The sequence below is a fragment of the Geosporobacter ferrireducens genome (assembly GCF_001750685.1).
Lineage (GTDB): Bacteria > Bacillota > Clostridia > Peptostreptococcales > Thermotaleaceae > Geosporobacter > Geosporobacter ferrireducens.
Genome location: NZ_CP017269.1, coordinates 3,747,796 through 3,766,769, shown reverse-complemented (window position 1 = coordinate 3,766,769; position 18,974 = coordinate 3,747,796). Strand labels below are relative to the sequence as shown.

Here is an 18,974-nt window from a genome sequence, read left to right as displayed (position 1 = left end):
ACATATCCAGCTTCAATAAAAAAAGCCTTTTTTATCCCTTCGGAAATTGTATATATCCGATGGTAAAAAGGCTTTTTACAAAATTTTATTTTATATGATGCTTTGCGTCAAATTTCCCGGGAAATTATTTCTTCTTTCAGCATTTTTAAACACTATACACCATGTTACCCCTTTTCAAAGGTCAAATCCGCATCAAACAGATATCCTACACCCCGTAAGGACTTAATATACTGCGGTTCCTCCTGATGATCAGAGAGCTTCGTCCGAAGACGTTTTACATAAGTCGTCACGGTGTTATCATCATAATGCTCGCTTTCCCACACATGCTTGAGAATTTCTTTTCTACTCAACGCTCTATGGGCATTTTCTGCAAAAAATAACAGTAGTTTAAATTCTTTAGAAGATAAAAAAATTTCATCTTTTCCTTTTATAACTTTATGGGCATTTTTTTGGATCATGATATCGTCAAAACGAATGATAATGTTTGCACTGCTTTTTACACTAGGATTATAATCTTGAGCCCTCCTAATATGTGCTTTGACTCTAGCCGCAAGTTCCAAAGGATCAAAGGGTTTGGTAATGTAGTCATCTGCTCCTACACTTAATCCCAATACCTTATCATACTGCGTTCCATTTCCACTTAAAAAAATAATCGGAATTCTACTGTTCTCTCTGATTTTCTGACAAGCTTCTATTCCATCGATTGTATCCATATTAATATCCAAAAGTATTAATTCAATTGTATCATCCAACTTTTCCAGGGCTTCTCTTCCACTATAAGCAGGTACTACTTTTATTCCTTGAAGCTCCAGAAAGGCAGTGATCATTGCAACGATTTTCTTTTCATCATCTACTACCATGATTTTGTTCATATTTTAAACGCTCCTCAACCCATTATTTATTATGTTAACATAGCTAAAGACTGAAATCTATCATCTTATAAAGATAAAAAGATTATTTTTCCAAGATGATGACAGAATGATGACAACTAGAAATCAATATTGTGAATTTTTAAAATATATTTATAGTCAATGCTATAATAAACTTACATTTATGAAAAGGAGGTATTCTGTTATGGAAAAAATGTCTGTTTCTAAAAATGAAAATCATTACGCTTCACAAAACCTGCTGAAATTTTTACTTTTCAGTGCCATTGGTATTTTTATGTTCTTCATCCCTGTTACGATCGATGGTAAATCAACAATCCCCTTAGATCATCTGGTTACTGCGATCCGAAATACCCTCCCTTCTATGGCTCCTATCTATGCACTTATCGTTATTATTCTTGGAGGGATAAGACCCTTCTATTTGAAAACCTGGAATAAAGATAAAGTAACCGTTGTGTTTTCGTTATTGAAGCTTTTAGGAATTGTAGTTGCCTTTATGGCATACTTCAAGCTTGGTCCCGCTGCCCTTCATACACCTGATATGATTCCATTTTTATATGATAAACTGGTTATTCCGGTAGGTATGATTGTTCCGATAGGCTCAGTGTTCCTTGCATTTCTTGTGGGATACGGGTTGTTAGAATTTATCGGTGTATTGATGCGCCCTGTTATGAGGCCCATTTGGAAAACCCCCGGAAGATCGGCAGTTGATGCTGTAGCGTCCTTTGTAGGGAGTTATTCCATAGGTCTTTTAATTACCAACAGGGTATTTAAAGAAGGCAAATATACAGTAAAAGAAGCGTGCATTATCGCCACTGGATTTTCAACAGTATCTGCCACTTTTATGATCGTTGTGGCAAAGACTCTTGGATTAATGGAGATATGGAATGTATACTTCTGGTCCACTTTGGCAATTACCTTTATCGTTACAGCTATAACTGTACGTATCAAACCTTTAAGCAGCAAAAGCGACAGCTACTTTACAGGGGAAGGTGATCCAGAAAAAGAATTAAAGGGAAATATTGTTCACAATGCGCTAAATGAGGGATTAAAGGCAGTATCTGTATCTGCACCTCTAGGAAAAAATATAGTAGAGAACCTAAAAGACGGTTTTATTATGACCATGGGGATCCTGCCCTCTATTTTATCAGTAGGCCTGCTGGGATTGGTTTTAGCAGAATATACTCCGGTATTTGATGTTATAGGCTATATCTTCTATCCCTTCACATTGCTTTTAAGAATTCCTGAACCTATGCTGGCAGCGAAAGCCTCTGCCCTAGAAATTGCAGAAATGTTCTTACCGGCTCTGCTAGCAGCCAATGCCCCTATGGTTACAAAATTTGTGATTGGCGTAGTATCCGTTTCTTCGGTCCTATTCTTTTCAGCCTCGATCCCATGTATCCTTTCTACGGATATTCCAATCACACTGCCAGAGATTTTAATTATTTGGATTGAACGAACCATATTGACCCTTTTATTAGCGGCACCCCTTGCATTCCTGATCTTATAGATTGCAAAATTATTTTAAGCTCAGAATGATCTATGATACAATGAAGGTGTATAGTGCTTGAACCTTTTAGGCTAAGCAATTATACATCTTCTTTTTTTCTATTAAAAATGAATTGAGTGATGACCTTGAGCCTGCGGAGAAGAATTACGCTTACGATTTGTAGCATCATCATTTTTTTATTGATCCTGCTAAGCGGATTTATTTATACAAAATCAGCCTCGATTTTGAATCAAGATGCAGAAACCTATATGCAATCTCAATTGGAACGTGCACAAGAGAGTATTGATTTACGGATTCGTATTCATCAATTAGAAACAGAAAAGCTTGCCCTAGATGCACGAGTCCTTGAATTTCTTAAAGGATATGTTAGCACTAGTAAAATGAATACCTATCTCACTACATTGATGCAAAAAAAGAACGTGCAAAATAAACAGTATATGGATTTTTTTATCCTCAATACAGAAGGCATTATTACTACCTCTACGATGCCTGAAGCAATGTATTTAGATTTATCCACCAGAGAGTACTTTCGCCAATCGGTTCTCACTGGTCAAACTATTACCAGTGATATTCTAATTGCCCGCTCTGATGAATCTTTGATCGTAATCACCGTAAGTCCTATTTGTAATAATTTAGGAGAGGTCATTGCTTATGCTGGGACTGCCATTCACGCTGAGTTTCTTTCCGATACAGTAAAGGATTTGAAATTAGGTAAAACAGGATATTTTATTATCGTTGATTCTAACAACCTTATTCTTTCCCACCCGGACAAAAGTCTCATTGCCACGGATGCAACCAATACAGTATTCGCACTTCCGGAAAGACTGTTATCGAAGGAACAATGGCTCCAATCAGATGCTGCAAAGAAGCGGATTATAACCAATCAGAACGGCTTTCAGGAACTTCAGCTGTATAAAAAGATGAAAAGCAATCGTTGGGTATTAATTGCCATGCTCCCTAAATATGAAGTCCACGAAAAGTCTGTGGATTTATTAGGTTATGTAATCCTTATAGGTGCTTCGGTTACCTTAGGGGCTATGCTGATTGGAATCTATATTTCCAATAGGATTTCAACACCCATTGTTGCTATTACTGAGTATATGAATCGTGCAGTAAAGAGTAATTTGATGCTTCGCCAATCAGTATCTGACTCCATTAAAAACTTAACAGAAGAGGATAATTTATTAAATCATGAAACCTCGCCTTTGCTTCATCCTAGTGATGAAATCGGAAATTTAAGCCGATCTTTAAAGAATCTAAAGGACCATTTTGTTTCAACCATTAGCAGATTTGAGCGAGAAAGTGAAGAACTGATTAAAAGCTCACAGGAATTATCTTCTACGATTGAGGATAACTCCTATCGCACGGGAAATTTTATTTCTACCCTATCTCACGATCTGAAAACTTCCATTACACTCATCAAAGGATATGTAAAAGGTATTTCCTCTGACATCATTGAAGACCCTGCTATGCAAAAACATTTTTTACAGGAGATCTATAACAGTACAATTGATATAGAAAAAATAACCTGTGATATTCTCGATTCAGCCTACGAAGCCCAATGGTCTCAAAAACTCCATCTTGAGGCTGTTGATGCTGTAGGTTTTGCAGAACAGCTCTTTGAAGCCGCAAATCACTATATCAATCATTCAGAAAGATCTTTCAAAGGGTCCTTCCAATGTAATTCTGGCTGCCTGTTAATTGATACCATTAAGATCAAACGCGTATGGAATAACCTTTTAAACAATGCTGTCAAATTCTCTAAGAAAGGAAGTCTTATTCAAGTAATGATAGCGCAGCATGAAGAGGCACTAACATTTAAAATTATCGATACAGGTATAGGTATTCCCGATGAGGAAAAGGAAAAAATATTCGATATGTTTTATCGTGGTCAAAATTTGAAAACAAAAGGTTATGGTCTTGGCCTATTTATTTCTCGATCGATATTGGAGGCCCATAATGTTTCATTAAATTTTTATTCCGAATACCAGAAGGGATCAACCTTTTGGTTCTCTCTTCCAATAAATAGGGAGGATCTGTAAAGTATTCGTTGTTCCCTAAATGAGTCTATTATATAATAGAACTAATATCGTACGGTTTAAAGGGGCCGTTATAAATTTATTCATTGGGAGTGGTGGAATCTATGCTTTATATTGAAAACAAATCCTCAAAACCTCATTTTAATCTGGCTCTTGAAGAATATGTTATTCGACATCTCGACCTGGGGCAAAATGTTTTTATGTTATGGCAAAACGAACCTTCTGTTATCGTAGGCCGCAATCAAAATACTATCGAGGAGATTAATGCAAAATACATAAAAGAAAACCACATTAATGTGGTTCGCCGACTCTCAGGCGGCGGTGCAGTATATCATGATTCTGGAAATTTGAACTTTACATTTATCATGCAAGATCAAAAAGACGAAGTGAGTAATTTTAGAAAGTTCACCGAACCTGTGATCAAAGTGCTGAATTCCTTGGGAATCCCTGCAGAATTCAGTGGACGCAATGACATTACCATTGAAGGCAAAAAATTCTCCGGCAATGCGCAATATGCCTGCAACAATCGTTTGCTCCATCATGGTACTATCCTGTTTAATTCCGATTTATCTGTAGTACAAAATGCATTAAATGTAAGAATCGATAAGATTGAATCAAAGGGCATTAAATCTGTTCGCAGCCGGGTAACCAATATTGCTCCCTATCTAAAGGAACCCTTATCCATAGATGCTTTTAAAAATATCCTCATCCAATCTATCCTTAACACGAAGGATATCAGCACCATGACCTACCGGCTTACAGAACAAGACCTTCAGAAGATTACGGAGATCATGGAAAAGAGATATCTCACATGGGATTGGAATTATGGTGAATCTCCCGCCTTTGATATGCAAAAAACACGTAAATACGAAGGTGGTATCTTAGATTTACGCTTGCAAGCAGATAATGGGAAAATTGTGGGCTGCAAAATCTATGGTGATTTCTTTGGAAAATACGAGGTTTCTGAATTAGAACAAGCACTCATCCACGTTCAATATGCAGAAGAAGCTGTACGTAGTATTTTAGAAACCATTGATCTTCAAAAGTATATGCATAATATTACAGCAGATGATTTTATAGACTGTATGTTCTACTAGTCATGCAAAAAATATCCTGTAGGGGTGGCCCCTATCTTATTCCATTCATCAATCAAAACGCAATATACAGGCCCTAGTTTTTTCTTCTCTATATTCTATGATTCTGTAAAAAGAGCGTCTACGACGCTTTCGCTAGGGAACCCTAGGTTCCCTTCGACGACTGCTATCGCAGTCTGAGCACCCTCCTTAGTACAGCAGGGGATTTCATCCCCTACAACCCCTATTTTTTATATAATAGAAAAGTAGAACTTTCCTATTATATAAAAAAGCTGCAGAAATAATATTCTGCAGCTTTTTGTTTCCTTATTTTTATTGAACCGGAACGATCAGCTTTTGTCCTGGAAAAATTAGATGAGGATTCTTTAAACTGTTCATTTCCTGAAGCTTTTCCCATGTAGTACCGAATTGCTTTGCAATTCTCCAGAGTACATCTCCCGGTTTTACTTCATAGGCCTTCGTTTGTGAAGCAGGCATCTCTACAGTTTTTTGTTCTACAGGAACTGTAGGCGCTGCAACTTGGGTTTTCGTATCCGCAGCGGCACCAATGCCAGTAGATTCCTGGGGTACTGTAGGTACTGCAACACTTTCTACAGGAGCTGCTTCTGCCTTTGGTGCTTCATTAATCACAGTGATTCTGCCTTCAACAGCACCTTCAATAGTTTCTGCTCCGCGAATGTAGCTGATTAAGGCTTCATCCAATGCAGCAAAATCATTGCCTATCGGCTTGTTTGCAAGCATGGTATATCCATCTCCGCCAGCTGCCATGAAGTCATTGGTCGCCAATAAATATTCTTTTTCCAGATCTATTAGCTGCCCTTTTACCATTAAATCTGATACTCTTTCACCAGCAGGCTTGCTTGCATCAATTACAAAGCTTATGCCCGCTACATGTGGGAACCCGCCATTGGATTCGGGATAAACCTTTACACCATGCTCCAATGCAGCTTTAATATCAGCACCCTTTACAGTTCTTGTAACGATAATATTTCCAAAAGGCAATACAGTTACAACACTCTTTAGCGTGATGTCTCCTGCTTCAATCGAGGCACGGATTCCTCCACCATTTGTTAGGGCAACATCTGCTTTGGATACCTCTAACATGGCATTGGTAATCAGATTTCCAAGATTGGTTTCCCCCACTCTAACTTTTTCTCTTGCCCCTTCTAGTTTTTGAGCAGCTTTTCCGATCACTTCCGACAATGCCTGATCCTGCTCCGTTTTTATAGCACCAATCAAGTCTTCTACTTCCTGATCCCCTTCCGTTGCTTCAAGGGCTTTAAAATCTACTAAGCTGGCTTTCTTTGCTACTACTTTTCCTTCCGCAAAAGACAGTTCAACTTTTCCAAAGTATTTCGCATATTCCCCGGCACTGGCAATCAACGTGTCTCCTACCATTTCGCCTTCTTGTAATACATGATGGCTGTGGCCGTCAATAATCAAATCAATCCCTTCAACGGCAGCTGCAACCTTCTTACTTGTATCTATACTGGATTCATCTAGTCCAAGATGAGATAGGAAAATAATCATATCCGCTTTTTCTTTAAGCTCTGAAACAATTGTTTTTGCTTCTGTTACAGGATCTTCAAAAACTAATCCCTCTACATTTTTAGGATGGGTTTTATAAGTGGTTTCAGGCGTTGCTAAACCAAAGATACCTATTTTGATGCCATCTACTTCTTTGATAATATATGGTGTCAATAAAGAAGTCCCATCTGCTTTTTTCACATTTGCACCCATTACCGGGAATTTAGTCATTTGATCTAGCTCTAATAATCTTTCATAGCCATAGTTAAAATCGTGATTGCCTGCTGTCATGGCATCATAGCCAATCATGTTCATGACTTTCGCCATGCTTTCTCCCTTATCAATGGTTACAATAGGCAATCCATGAAAAATGTCCCCTGCATCCAATACGAGTGTATTTGGATTTTCTTCTTTTTGTTGTTTTACCCATGCACTAAATTTGGCCAAACCCATTACTGCTTGGTTATCGCTCTCAATACGGCCATGGATGTCATTTGTATGTAAAATGACAATGTTCTTTGCCGTACTCTCCTGTGTGTCGGCAAAGCCTGTCCCGAACATGGACAGAACCATGCTCAATACCAGCAAGCACGCAAAGAGTTTTCTTCCTGAAAAATATCCCTTCTTTCTCATCTTATCCCCCACTTTTTTTTATTTTTCAACATAGCATCATCCCCTACCTATGGCTGAAGGAGATAATACTACGGTGAAAGCACGCCAATAGCTTAAACACTTTATTAATGTAAAATAATTTTACTTATTTTTCTTGTTTTGCTAATTCTATGTTAATTTTTAGCTTGGGCTTTGTCAATTCTTTTCCTGTAAAAAGGAATTTTTCCAATATCCTTATACCCTAAAATGGATGTTTACTAACATATGGTATAAATTTATTAAAACTACATAAAGAAAACAGTAAAAAGCTATTTTTTTCTTCTTACTCTTTTTTGTATATAATCATCCCGTCAATGATCGTCATATATACTTTACTATGAATATCAAAGGGTTTTCCTTCGAATATTGCAATATCTGCATCATATCCCGGCTCCAGTTTGCCTACCTGCTCATCACATTCTAAAATCTCTGCGGGATGTACTGTAAGACACTTTACAGCCTCCATAATATCCATTCCCTCGGATACAGCAATGGCTGCCGTTGTTCTTAATTGATCAATGGTATTATATGGATGGTCTGTCATCAGCGCAACCTTAATTCCTGCTTCCACCAATTCTAAAGCACATTTGTAGTTTCGTTTTTTTAATTCTAATTTGCTTCTGGGTGTGGTCATGGGACCATAAGCTACAGGAATTTTTCTTTCGGCCAGATATTCTTTAATCAGATTTGCCTCTGTTCCATGCTCAATCACTAGTTTCTTAATATTGAACTCATCTGCAATTCGAATGGCTGTAACAATATCATCAGCCCGGTGGGCGTGGGCCCGCAAGGATATATCTCCCTTTAGCAATGGAATCACTGCCTCAAGCCGGATATTCCGCTCTGTAACCTTTCCTCTCTTCTTCTGGTCTATATAATCTTGTGTTCTCATAAACAATTCTCGAATCAGCGCTGCTGTACCCATTCTCGTTACGGGTGCTTTACTTTTTATACCGTAGATTGCAATAGGATTCTCTCCCAATGCAATTTTTAACCCTACTGGATTTCTCAAAATCATCTTGTCCAGCACATCGCCATAGGTTTTTAGAGCTGCACTGAGCCCGCCTACCGCATTATTGCTGCCAGGTCCGCTCATTACCACCGTAATTCCTGATTTTACTGCATCTCCAAAAGCCAAATCATAAGGATTAATCGCGTCAATAGCACGCATATGAGGTGTCACCGGATCAGAGGTTTCATTATTGTCTATACCGATTTTCCCTACGGCTTCTTCAATAATTCCCACATGGGTATGGCAATCAATCATACCGGGAAGTATATACTTTTCTTCTAAATCCATGACTTCCGTATTTATGCCTTTTCGTTCAATCCGGTCTGAAACCTCTTTTATTTTTCCCTTAGAGATCCATATATCCTTTTGAATAATATTTCTTTGCTCTATATCCAGTATAAATCCATTTTTCAATAGTAGGTCTTTCATTCCATCACCTCATTTTTATTATGGATGTGACGGAATGAAAAAATACATCCTCTAGTCCGGTATATTCAATAGATTCAATCCTACATTTGAATCAAAAATCCGGTCCATCTTTCCTTCTATTTTATCAATGATAATCTCACAGGTTCCACTAATCCAGGCTTCGTTCAGATGCCCTCCAAAAGTATGATACCTGCTATCCGACAGATTAATATGAAGATGCAAATAGGGCTCTCCATTCATCTCTGAAATGTTGCCCAACAGACTGGTGATTTCATACTCTCCTTTCAGTTCTTTAGAAACATATTTCTTTGTCTCTGTTTCAAAAAGCCCTATAGTAATTCGGTTAGCCGCTCCAATACCGCTTAATCCGCCTAAAAGAATATGCTGCTCCCTACAAAGCTTTTTCACAGTTTCCACTACTTCTTCACCCTTATCGACTCGAAGTACAATCTTATTTCCAAACGCTTGAAATTTCATCTAAACACTCCTTCCTCTATCTTTTCCACAGTAATTTTTACCCTCAAAGGACATAAGATAACAGGCTTTTTAAGATTTTTTGCCCATTCACTACCCGAACATATGTATACTCATACACACAAACGTTTTCCGGATATAAAAAATTTTATTTGTGCGTATAGGAAAATTCTTTTGTATTGCTAGAAATTCAATTTAAATATATAATCTCATTATACCTTTTTATGCGCTTTTTAAGGTATTTTTATTCAAGGAGGGAGATGCAATGGTGGATACTTATATGATAAAGAAATTCAAAAGAATATTGGTTGCAAACCGTGGGGAAATTGCAATAAGAATATTTAGAGCCTGCCACGAATTAGGGATCCGAACCGTGGCCATCTATTCTAATGAGGATAAATGTTCTTTGTTTCGAACAAAAGCAGATGAATCCTATCTAATTGGGAAAAATAAAGGCCCTATCGAAGCCTATTTAGCCATTGATGAAATCATCAATATTGCATTAAAGAAGGGTGTCGATGCCATTCATCCTGGATACGGCTTTTTATCGGAAAACCCTGAATTCGCAAGAAAATGTGAAGAAGCCGGTATAGTTTTCATCGGTCCTCACTATTCGATGATGGAAAAGCTGGGTGATAAAATTCAATCTAAACTGGTAGCTAAATCTGTTGGTGTTCCTACAATCCCTGGTATTGAAAAGCCCATCGCCTCCGAAGCAGAAGCTATTGAATTTGCAGCCTACTGTGGTTATCCTATAATCTTAAAAGCTGCTGCTGGAGGCGGCGGCAGAGGAATGCGGATTGTGCGGAAAAAAGATGATTTGCTCAAGGAGTTTTATAGTGCCAAGAGCGAAGCTAAAAAAGCCTTTGGAATTGATGATATCTTTATAGAAAAATATCTGGAAAAACCAAAGCATATTGAAGTACAGATTCTAGGTGATAATCACGGAAATCTCGTTCATCTTTTTGAAAGGGACTGTTCTATTCAGAGACGCCACCAGAAAATTATTGAATTTACACCTGCCCTTACACTGTCCGAAGAAAAACGGCAAGCGATCTGTAATGACGCCTTGAAAATCGCCCAGTCTGTAAACTATCGCAGTGCGGGTACCGTGGAATTCTTGACAGATATTCATGGAAATCATTATTTTATTGAAATGAATCCTAGAATACAGGTAGAACATACCGTAACAGAAATGGTTACTGGTATCGATATTGTCCAAAGTCAGATTTTAGTTGCGGAGGGATATCCGCTTCATGCTCCTGAGATCGGCATTTCCAGTCAAGCAGATATTAACCCCAGAGGCTATTCTATACAATGCAGGGTGACAACAGAAGATCCTTCAAAGGACTTTGCTCCCGATACAGGCAGAATTGATGTCTATCGCACCGGCTCCGGTTTTGGCATCCGCCTGGATGGCGGCAATGGATTTACCGGTTCAAACATCAGTCCCTACTATGATAGCCTTTTAGTAAAAACTACATCCTGGTCTAGAACCTTTCAGGATGCTGCCCGAAAAGCAGTTCGCTCTATCAAAGAATTAAAAATTAGCGGTGTGCGAACAAATTCAGCCTTTTTAATCAATGTACTTAATCATGAAATCTTCCTTAAGGGAGAATGTGATACAGGTTTTATTGCCGATAATCCCGAGTTATTTGATATAATCCCGAAAGCTGACAAAGAGTTGAAGGTGCTGAAATTCATTGGTGAAAAGGTGGTCAACGAAACCAAAGGTAACAAAAAGGACTTTGATGTTCCCGTTGTACCGAAAGTTTCGCTCCCCAATGAACTAACAGGAACAAAGCAAATCTTTGATCAGCAAGGTCCTGAAGGTTTGGTTCAGTGGATTAAAGACCAAAAGAAGCTGCTGTTGACAGATACGACGATGCGTGATGCACATCAATCCCTAATGGCTACGCGGGTTCGAACCAGAGATATGTTAAAAATAGGAAAAGCTACCAGTGTATTTGCAAAAGACCTATTTTCATTAGAAATGTGGGGTGGCGCAACCTTTGATGTTTCCTATCGTTTCTTAAAGGAATCTCCATGGGTTCGATTAGAAGAATTGCGCAAAAAAATTCCTAATATCCTCTTTCAGATGTTGTTAAGAGGTTCTAACGCAGTAGGCTATCGTAATTATCCTGATAATGTAATCCGCGAATTTATTCGTGAATCTGCATCTGCTGGAATTGATTTATTCCGAATCTTTGATTCTCTTAACTGGCTAAAGGGAATGGAAGTTTCTATTGATGAAGTGCTGCGTAATGGAAAAATTGCTGAAGTAACGATGTGCTATACGGGAGATATTCTTGATGATCGTAAAGATAAATATACCTTACAATACTATTTGAATTTGGCTAAAGAGATCGAAAAAGCAGGCGCCCATATACTTGCAATCAAGGATATGTCCAGCCTATTAAAACCCTATGCTGCCTTTAAGCTGATTTCTGCACTGAAGGAGGAAATCTCTATTCCCATTCACTTGCACACCCATGATACCAGCGGCAATGGCGTTGCCACAATTCTAATGGCAGCAGAAGCAGGGGTTGATATCGTCGATACAGCGTTTAACAGCATGTCTGGCATTACTAGCCAACCAGCCCTGAATTCCGTCGTGGCAGCTCTAGAAAATACACATCGGGATACAGCAATTAATCTAGACGATATTCAAAAATTATCTAATTATTGGGCTGCTGTTCGACAAGTATACAGTCACTATGAATCAGATCTAAAATCCGGCACTACAGAAATTTATAAATATGAGATACCAGGAGGCCAGTATTCTAATTTAAAGCCTCAAGTTGAAAGCTTTGGTTTAGGTCATCGATTCGATGAAGTAAAGGAAACCTATAAAAAAGCAAATGAAATGCTCGGCGATATTGTAAAGGTTACACCTACTTCTAAGGTAGTAGGTGATTTGGCAATTTTTATGGTACAAAATGATTTAACTCCAGAAAACATCTATCAGAAAGCAAAAGATATGGCTTTCCCCGACTCTGTAGTGGATTATTTTAAGGGTCTAATTGGGCAGCCGATGGGTGGTTTTCCTGAAAAACTTCAAAAACTTGTGTTAAAAGATGAGCCACCTATTACCTGCAGACCTGGCGAATTGCTTCCATCTGAGGATTTCCTGAAGATTGAAGCATACTTAAAGGAAAAATACCGCTTTAATCCCAGCCGCCAAGATTTAGTTGCCCATGCACTTTATCCAAAGGTCTTTGAGGATTATCTAAAATATATAGATGAAAATGGAGATTTTAGCCGCATGGGAAGTGATGTATTTTTCCACGGACTTTATGTAGGCGAAACATGCGAAGTGGAAATTGCAGAAGGTAAAGTTCTCATGGTGAAGCTTGTAGAGATCGGAAAAACAGATCCGGAAGGAAATCGAACGCTTATCTTTGAAGTCAATGGCAACCGCCGCGAAATACAGATTTTTGATAAAGCCAGCAATGTTAAAAGTGCCACAAGTACAATAACGTTGGCTGATCCTGAAAATCCCTTTGATGTTGGTGCCAGCATTCCTGGCACAGTCATTAACATCTTGGTCAAAGCTGGAGATTCTATTCAGGAAGGTCAGTCCCTGCTTATTGTAGAAGCCATGAAGATGGAGACGAATATTACTGCTCCTGTCACAGGTATTATAGAAAACATCCTAGTAAAACAGGGGCAGCAAGTTAAATCTGGAGAACTACTCCTAAAATTAAAATCATAATTTCTAAAACAGCTTAGAAGATATTCTTCAGGCTGTTTTTTTACAAAAAAATACACTGTTTCCAGTGTATTATCCTTTACTTTTCTTAGCTAATGGTTCTTGATCCAGGTAATCATCCTGTTGCATCTGGCTAATGAAACTATGTGCTTTCAGTGTTCTTCCAGGATATCGAAAAAAAGTCCCGATATACAGCAGTACGGAAATGCAAATGATGCAAATAACTGTCCACAATATCCATTTATTCACATCCATCCCCCCTCGCATAATTCATTATATGCAAGAGAAGCATATTTGTATACCGTGAATCCCTATTTGTATTAGTGGATCCTATAGAATGATTGCAATTTTTTCTCCACATCTATTGCATTGATTGTCTGCCAGATGCTCCACCTTCACATGCGTCTCTCGATCAACAATGATCTCTTTACATCGGGGACAATAGGTGTTTCTGTCTGCCCCTGGCACATTCCCTACATATACATAGCGAAGATACTGTTCTGCTATTTCTTTGGCCTCATATATTCGAGATATAGGTGTTGCCTCACGATCCATCTGATAGTTTGGATAGTACCTGCTTAAATGAAGCGGAATCTCTGCGCCAATCTCACTGATCCATTTAGCCATTGCTTCAATTTCTTCCCTGCTGTCATTCAGGCCATGGACCAACAGTGAGGTAATTTCAATATGGCAGGCATTATATGCTTTTTTTATCGTTTCAAGTACAGGGTTTCTTTCACCGCCACAAACCTGACGGTAAAAGCTGTCACTGAAGCTTTTTAGATCTATATTCATGGCATCTACATAAGGCAACAGTGCTTTCAAGGATGGTTCATTCATGAATCCATTGGTAATGAGTACAGATTTTAACCCTGCAGTCTTTGCTTCTTGTGCAACTTCGAAAACAAATTCAAACCATACAGTAGGCTCATTATAAGTAAAGGCGATTCCTAAATTATTTTTTTCATTTTGTGCAATGTTTATGATATTTTCTGCCGTAGTATATATACCGTCGGGGTCTTTCTGCGCAATATGCCAGTTTTGACAAAATTGGCAAGTAAAGTTACAGCCTGTACTACCAATAGAAAATATTCTACTTCCTGGATAAAAATGATAGAGTGGCTTTTTCTCAATAGGATCCATACAATAGGCAGTAATCTTTCCATAGTTTAAACTGAACAGTCGTCCCTCTTCATTTTTTCGAATTCTACATCTACCTAGACTGTTTGCTGGTATTTTACAAGCATGAGGACATAAATCACATTGTACGCGTCCATCTTTTAACTGTCTATAAAATAATGCTTCCTTCTTGCTTTTCATGGAAATACAACACCCCCTTGTAATGATCCCTTGGCAATTATGTTAATGTGGATAAAACTTGTTGATAATCCACTTTGCTTTTTCTATGTATTTTTCTCTATTTTCCTACTTGCACCACTTCTTGTCCACATCAAAAGTTCCTGTGAAAACGAAACCTATGGATAACCTTGTGGATAACTCTATTATTCTCTAATCCTTACTTTCACTGCATCTCAAAGAATTTTCATAATATTATGCACAAATTATCCACAGCACTAATGATGTCGAAGAACCTCAAAGCGCTGGAGATTATATCCTTCATTGATTCGGATTCCCGCCTTCTGCAATGCAATGCGTACCTGTTCCTCAACCGTATCTACACCTTCCAGGTTCGGCAGCAATAGTCCGGATTTTTCTCCACTGCTAACAATAACACCATAGCGCTTAACATCCAGGTCTTCAAGAGATTGGATTGTCTCTGGCTCCATCAATACATCTACGGAATATACAAGCAGCTCTAGCTCCTCTTCCTCTACAGGATAGAAACGTGGGTCTGCAGTTCCTGCCTGAATGGCATTTCGAATAATCTCCTGTGCAAGGTTCGCTGTTGTGGAGCTAATTGTTCCAATACACCCTCTTAGTTCTCCATGCTTTTTTATAGAAACAAAAACACCTGCTTTTTTTTCTAACATTTCTTCCATTACATTTTGTGATGCTTTCAATTGTGTACCCTCTCTCACATATTTTTCCAATGCTTCTCTGGCTAATCTGACATAAGCATCTTCTTTACTCCGAATTGCCTGAAGTTGTTCATTTCGTTTTATTACTAAACGTTCATGGAATTGCCGTTCCCCACATTTCTCTCCTACGGCAATTTTAACTACCCCATAGCCTACACCAAAAGGTCCTTCATAAGAAAGTACTTTCACGTCAATCTCATAACCATCACAGGCCCCTAGCATAATATCCGCCGCCCGTAGTCCACATTCACCGGCTTCTTCTGAAAGCTTTCGCTCCAGTGCAAAGATTTCTTCAATATCCCCTTTCTCTAAAAGAGACAGAAATCTTTCATCGAATATTTTACCACTAGGATGAAATCCTGCCGGTGCATCCTTTGTCAATCGGTGTGATAGATCCCCACTGGCTATAATGACAACGTTTTCTTCAATATCGTCTATTGCTTCCTGTAGTATTCTTCCAAAAGCATATAAATCCTCTCTAGGAAGCAACCCATATGTGATATGTACCAATTTATAATGAATGTATTCTTGGTCAATAAAATACAGGGGTACCATAGTTCCATGATCAAGCTCTAAAGAAACATCATAATCTTTAGCCATATCTTGATTCACCATGCCGCAAGGGAAATCTCTTAATCTAGCAAACTGTAAGATTTTATTTGTAAGATCTAAATGGTTTTCTTTCGTGAATTTTACATGCGCAGCACCGAATTTTCCCATATTCCCTGCAAGTTCCGGCTTTACGGAAATCACTGCCGCATCACTAAACAGCGGGCCATGGGGCGTAATCAAAATAATAGCAGCTGGTTTCTTATCTTTTATATCTCTTGCTACTTCCTTCATAGCCTCTGCCGTATTTTGTATTTTTTTCTCCTCACCTTTTCCAATTTCTTTCATAATGATGGGTGGATGTGGCAGCAAATAAGTCCCTAGAATAAATCCCATCTATTCATTCCTCCTTTGTATTTAGTCTAGATAAGTTACAATAAAGCTATTACAACTTTATGTGAGATAGCGGAGTCATGAGGACGGTTCGTCTGGCACAGATGGTTTTTATGTGCCTGAGGAACTGTCCCCGTGGCGTAGCGGATGTAACACATTTATTGCAACTTATCTAGATGCTATATTAATATAAGTCAAAAAAATCTTTCTTATACACGTTACTGTTGTTGATCCTCTTCTTGAAAATAACGCAGAACGCCAATATAAATACTCCATGCTACTTTTTCTTGATAGGTTGGCTGCTGAAGCAGCCGCTCTTCCATAGGATTGGATAAAAACCCACACTCAACCAAAACTGTAGGTAAGTTTGTATTCTGCAACAAATACGTATCATTCTTTACCTTTGATACCCTGTGATTATCATTATTAAGTACCCGAAGCAATTCTTCTTGGACCAACTCCGCCAGCATTTTACTTTTTTCTGAATCCTTTGGGTAAAAGGTTTGCGCACCATAATACTGACTTTGAGGAAAAGAATTTAAGTGAATGGAAATAAAAATATCAGCTTCACTTTGATTAATCAGATCTTTGCGATTTCTAAGGTCTTCATTCTTTTTATTTCGAATGGTTCCTCTTTCTGAGTATAATCCTACATCAGCATCTCTTGTTAGAAGTACAATGGCCCCGCTCTGTTCCAATAACCGCCTTAATTTCAGTGCAATTTCTAGATTAATGTGACTTTCAAGTATGCCACTTCTACTCACCGCCCCTCCATCCATACCTCCATGGCCTGCGTCCACCACAATCACTCTATTGATTGTAGGAAGGGTGGAAGTTCTTATGGTTTTATGGAGAAAAAGATTCGTCAGCAACAGTCCTAAAGTTAGAAACGTGAACCCCACTATCCATTTTCTTTTTAACATAAAGATTCGCATCATTTTCTCTTCCTCCTTCTTTTTCTATTAAATCCTATTCAATTCCTTGAAATATATGAAAGAAGGAAAAGAAAAAAACAGGTTATCACCCGTTTCTTTTTTATATTCTTAAATTTTCTTGCCATGCTTGATCTAATTGCTCTACTGTAATCCCCAATACTTTGGACAGTACCTCTCTAAATCTAATAATAGCCCTCTGATTTATTTCTGCACCAGTACCTTCTTGATAGGGGTATTGTCCTAGCATCTTAATAATTTCTTTGACTTTCTCAAGTCCAAAACGCTCTACCATAAACTTAACAATCATACCGGCGCTATCATAGTAATTAGAGATTTCCCGCTCCTCTGCCAAGGTCTCCAAATTAATAGTTTCTAAAGCTTTTATTGTCCTAACATCTTCTCCGTAGTTTTCCAAGTACTCCTCTTTCGTATAACGTGATGCCGGTTCATTTGGCATATTGGAAAAAAATACAGCTAAGCCTTCAGAAAACCAATAAGGAAGGTTGTTATTGGATTCTTGGATAGTAAGTTTGTGAAGTAGTTCATGCTCTATAATCATTCGATAGGTTTCTTCATCCCTAAACTCTGTTGTTTTAATAGATTCAGGATATTCATACCAACCTGCAAATTGCCACTGAAAGGAAAGCTTTACTGATTGCCTCAAAAGCTCCCGATCTTGATAAATTTTTATGATGGTCTGATCGATCAGGTCATCTCCATATCTTTTTACGATGTTTTCCCTTGCTTCTTCACATACAGCAGCAATCATTACTGCATAATTTTGAGAAGGACTAAAATATTGTATATGAAAATTTTCTGTATCAAGCCTTTCAAAAAATAGGTCTCCATCTCGCCACTGTTGGCTCTCTTGTACAATCCGCAGTGGATATTGTACCTGATAACGCCCTCCATTATAGGAGTAGTCCTGTTGGATCTCTACCTTTGCCTCTTTTGCATTAATCATCCTAATACTTTTTACTCTTAGATGATAATCCTCTATATCGTTCAGTAGTATATCACGCATCCAACTTTTCTTTTCAGCCCTGTAAGTATCGTTTTGCAAAGTAATGGTGTCCATATAGCTTTCTAAATTTTTTCCCCGAACAGCCGCTTCTTGAATAGCAATAAGTTCTTCAATTTCTTTAGCGGCTCTTTGATTCTGATCCCTGCATCCGGATAACATCAAGACCATGACCAATAGTAGTATCCAATTAAAACTTTTTTTAATCATATTCTTTCTCCTTACACTTTTATAAAATATAGGAACGTATGCCTATATCTATATAGATTATGTAAGAAGTTACGCTTCTATATCAGAAATTAATATTTCATTATTTAATCTCACTATTTTCAAGTTTAATATACCCCTTCCGAATAAGCTTTTGTACGTGTTCTTCCACCTTCTCTTTGATATTGATATGATATTCTTCCTCTAACACAAACATCATAGAAACCGCTACCTGCGCAACATCCAGCAATTCTTTGCTAATCATATCTACAACCTCATGATCCTCCAGTTCTACCTTTTCTCCATTAAGGCCTCTAAATTTTCCAATGGCCTGTGCCAGTTCGCCTGCCTCCTCCATCAGCTTAAGGCAAGTAGACTCCAATCCAGGCTGTAGATTATTGAGCTTTGGGAGACTAATCTGTTTAAAAACTGTGTATTCTTTCAATATTTTTCCTCCTTTATGAAATTATATATAAAGCCCGTTAGGATAACCGT

General features: G+C 38.1%; 14 protein-coding genes. 4 read left to right on the top strand and 10 right to left on the bottom strand.

Annotation, left to right across the window (positions count from 1 at the left end; all coding sequences use genetic code 11):
* Positions 1-164: 164 nt before the first annotated feature.
* Complete coding sequence (locus Gferi_RS17675; protein ID WP_069978825.1) at positions 165-872, bottom strand: response regulator transcription factor; 708 nt, start codon at positions 870-872, stop codon at positions 165-167.
* 202 nt (positions 873-1,074) lie between these two features.
* Here Gferi_RS17675 and Gferi_RS17670 point away from each other — a divergent pair, with 202 nt between their 5' ends.
* The 3 genes from Gferi_RS17670 (at position 1,075) to Gferi_RS17660 (ending at position 5,533) form a co-directional block, all read left to right on the top strand.
* Entirely contained in the window at positions 1,075-2,397 is a 1,323-nt protein-coding gene (locus Gferi_RS17670; RefSeq protein ID WP_069978823.1) for a YjiH family protein, read from the top strand.
* A 125-nt stretch (positions 2,398-2,522) separates the two neighbouring features.
* Positions 2,523-4,439, top strand: a complete 1,917-nt coding sequence (locus Gferi_RS17665; RefSeq protein ID WP_169833012.1) for a sensor histidine kinase — start codon at positions 2,523-2,525, stop codon at positions 4,437-4,439.
* A gap of 101 nt (positions 4,440-4,540) precedes the next feature.
* Positions 4,541-5,533, top strand: a complete 993-nt coding sequence (locus Gferi_RS17660; protein ID WP_069978819.1) for a lipoate--protein ligase — start codon at positions 4,541-4,543, stop codon at positions 5,531-5,533.
* 309 nt (positions 5,534-5,842) lie between these two features.
* On the opposite strand, the gene Gferi_RS17655 is transcribed toward Gferi_RS17660, so the two are convergent.
* The 3 genes from Gferi_RS17655 to Gferi_RS17645 all read right to left on the bottom strand — a co-directional run bounded on the left by Gferi_RS17655 (position 5,843) and on the right by Gferi_RS17645 (position 9,626).
* Positions 5,843-7,690, bottom strand: a complete 1,848-nt coding sequence (locus tag Gferi_RS17655; RefSeq protein ID WP_069978816.1) for a 5'-nucleotidase C-terminal domain-containing protein — start codon at positions 7,688-7,690, stop codon at positions 5,843-5,845.
* Between the two features lie 301 nt (positions 7,691-7,991).
* Complete coding sequence (locus tag Gferi_RS17650; protein WP_069978814.1) at positions 7,992-9,149, bottom strand: amidohydrolase; 1,158 nt, start codon at positions 9,147-9,149, stop codon at positions 7,992-7,994.
* Between the two features lie 51 nt (positions 9,150-9,200).
* Positions 9,201-9,626: a PPC domain-containing DNA-binding protein gene (locus tag Gferi_RS17645; protein WP_069978812.1), complete on the bottom strand. Its 426-nt coding sequence runs from the start codon at positions 9,624-9,626 to the stop codon at positions 9,201-9,203.
* Between the two features lie 277 nt (positions 9,627-9,903).
* On the opposite strand from Gferi_RS17645, the gene Gferi_RS17640 reads away from it, so the two are divergent.
* Positions 9,904-13,338: a pyruvate carboxylase gene (locus Gferi_RS17640; protein WP_069981498.1), complete on the top strand. Its 3,435-nt coding sequence runs from the start codon at positions 9,904-9,906 to the stop codon at positions 13,336-13,338.
* 69 nt (positions 13,339-13,407) lie between these two features.
* Here Gferi_RS17640 and Gferi_RS28215 read toward each other — a convergent pair whose 3' ends face one another.
* The 6 genes from Gferi_RS28215 to Gferi_RS17615 form a co-directional block, all read right to left on the bottom strand.
* Entirely contained in the window at positions 13,408-13,584 is a 177-nt protein-coding gene (locus tag Gferi_RS28215; RefSeq protein WP_156782427.1) for a hypothetical protein, read from the bottom strand.
* Between the two features lie 81 nt (positions 13,585-13,665).
* A complete protein-coding gene (gene amrS, locus Gferi_RS17635) occupies positions 13,666-14,655 on the bottom strand; it encodes an AmmeMemoRadiSam system radical SAM enzyme (RefSeq protein ID WP_069978810.1) in 990 nt (329 codons plus the stop codon).
* A gap of 254 nt (positions 14,656-14,909) precedes the next feature.
* The gene (gene amrA, locus Gferi_RS17630) at positions 14,910-16,319 is read right to left on the bottom strand and encodes an AmmeMemoRadiSam system protein A (RefSeq protein WP_069978807.1); all 1,410 of its coding nucleotides are present in this window, start codon (positions 16,317-16,319) and stop codon (positions 14,910-14,912) included.
* 215 nt (positions 16,320-16,534) lie between these two features.
* Positions 16,535-17,254: an N-acetylmuramoyl-L-alanine amidase CwlD gene (cwlD, locus tag Gferi_RS17625; RefSeq protein WP_236932621.1), complete on the bottom strand. Its 720-nt coding sequence runs from the start codon at positions 17,252-17,254 to the stop codon at positions 16,535-16,537.
* A gap of 97 nt (positions 17,255-17,351) precedes the next feature.
* Positions 17,352-18,482, bottom strand: coding sequence for a gluzincin family metallopeptidase (locus Gferi_RS17620; protein ID WP_069978805.1), 1,131 nt, complete (start codon positions 18,480-18,482; stop codon positions 17,352-17,354).
* A 100-nt stretch (positions 18,483-18,582) separates the two neighbouring features.
* On the bottom strand, positions 18,583-18,924 hold the full coding sequence (locus Gferi_RS17615; protein ID WP_069978803.1) for a MazG-like family protein: 342 nt from the start codon (positions 18,922-18,924) through the stop codon (positions 18,583-18,585).
* Between the last annotated feature and the right edge of the window lie 50 nt (positions 18,925-18,974).

What these genes read in the sequence shown, in the direction of transcription:
- Gferi_RS17620 (WP_069978805.1), bottom strand. Translation starts at nt 18,482, where the DNA reads ATGATTAAAAAAAGTTTTAATTGGATACTACTATTGGTCATGGTCTTG.
- Gferi_RS17660 (WP_069978819.1), top strand. Translation starts at nt 4,541, where the DNA reads ATGCTTTATATTGAAAACAAATCCTCAAAACCTCATTTTAATCTGGCT.
- amrS (WP_069978810.1), bottom strand. Translation starts at nt 14,655, where the DNA reads ATGAAAAGCAAGAAGGAAGCATTATTTTATAGACAGTTAAAAGATGGA.
- Gferi_RS17670 (WP_069978823.1), top strand. Translation starts at nt 1,075, where the DNA reads ATGGAAAAAATGTCTGTTTCTAAAAATGAAAATCATTACGCTTCACAA.
- Gferi_RS17640 (WP_069981498.1), top strand. Translation starts at nt 9,904, where the DNA reads ATGATAAAGAAATTCAAAAGAATATTGGTTGCAAACCGTGGGGAAATT.
- amrA (WP_069978807.1), bottom strand. Translation starts at nt 16,319, where the DNA reads ATGGGATTTATTCTAGGGACTTATTTGCTGCCACATCCACCCATCATT.
- Gferi_RS17675 (WP_069978825.1), bottom strand. Translation starts at nt 872, where the DNA reads ATGAACAAAATCATGGTAGTAGATGATGAAAAGAAAATCGTTGCAATG.
- Gferi_RS17645 (WP_069978812.1), bottom strand. Translation starts at nt 9,626, where the DNA reads ATGAAATTTCAAGCGTTTGGAAATAAGATTGTACTTCGAGTCGATAAG.
- Gferi_RS17650 (WP_069978814.1), bottom strand. Translation starts at nt 9,149, where the DNA reads ATGAAAGACCTACTATTGAAAAATGGATTTATACTGGATATAGAGCAA.
- cwlD (WP_236932621.1), bottom strand. Translation starts at nt 17,254, where the DNA reads ATGATGCGAATCTTTATGTTAAAAAGAAAATGGATAGTGGGGTTCACG.
- Gferi_RS17655 (WP_069978816.1), bottom strand. Translation starts at nt 7,690, where the DNA reads ATGAGAAAGAAGGGATATTTTTCAGGAAGAAAACTCTTTGCGTGCTTG.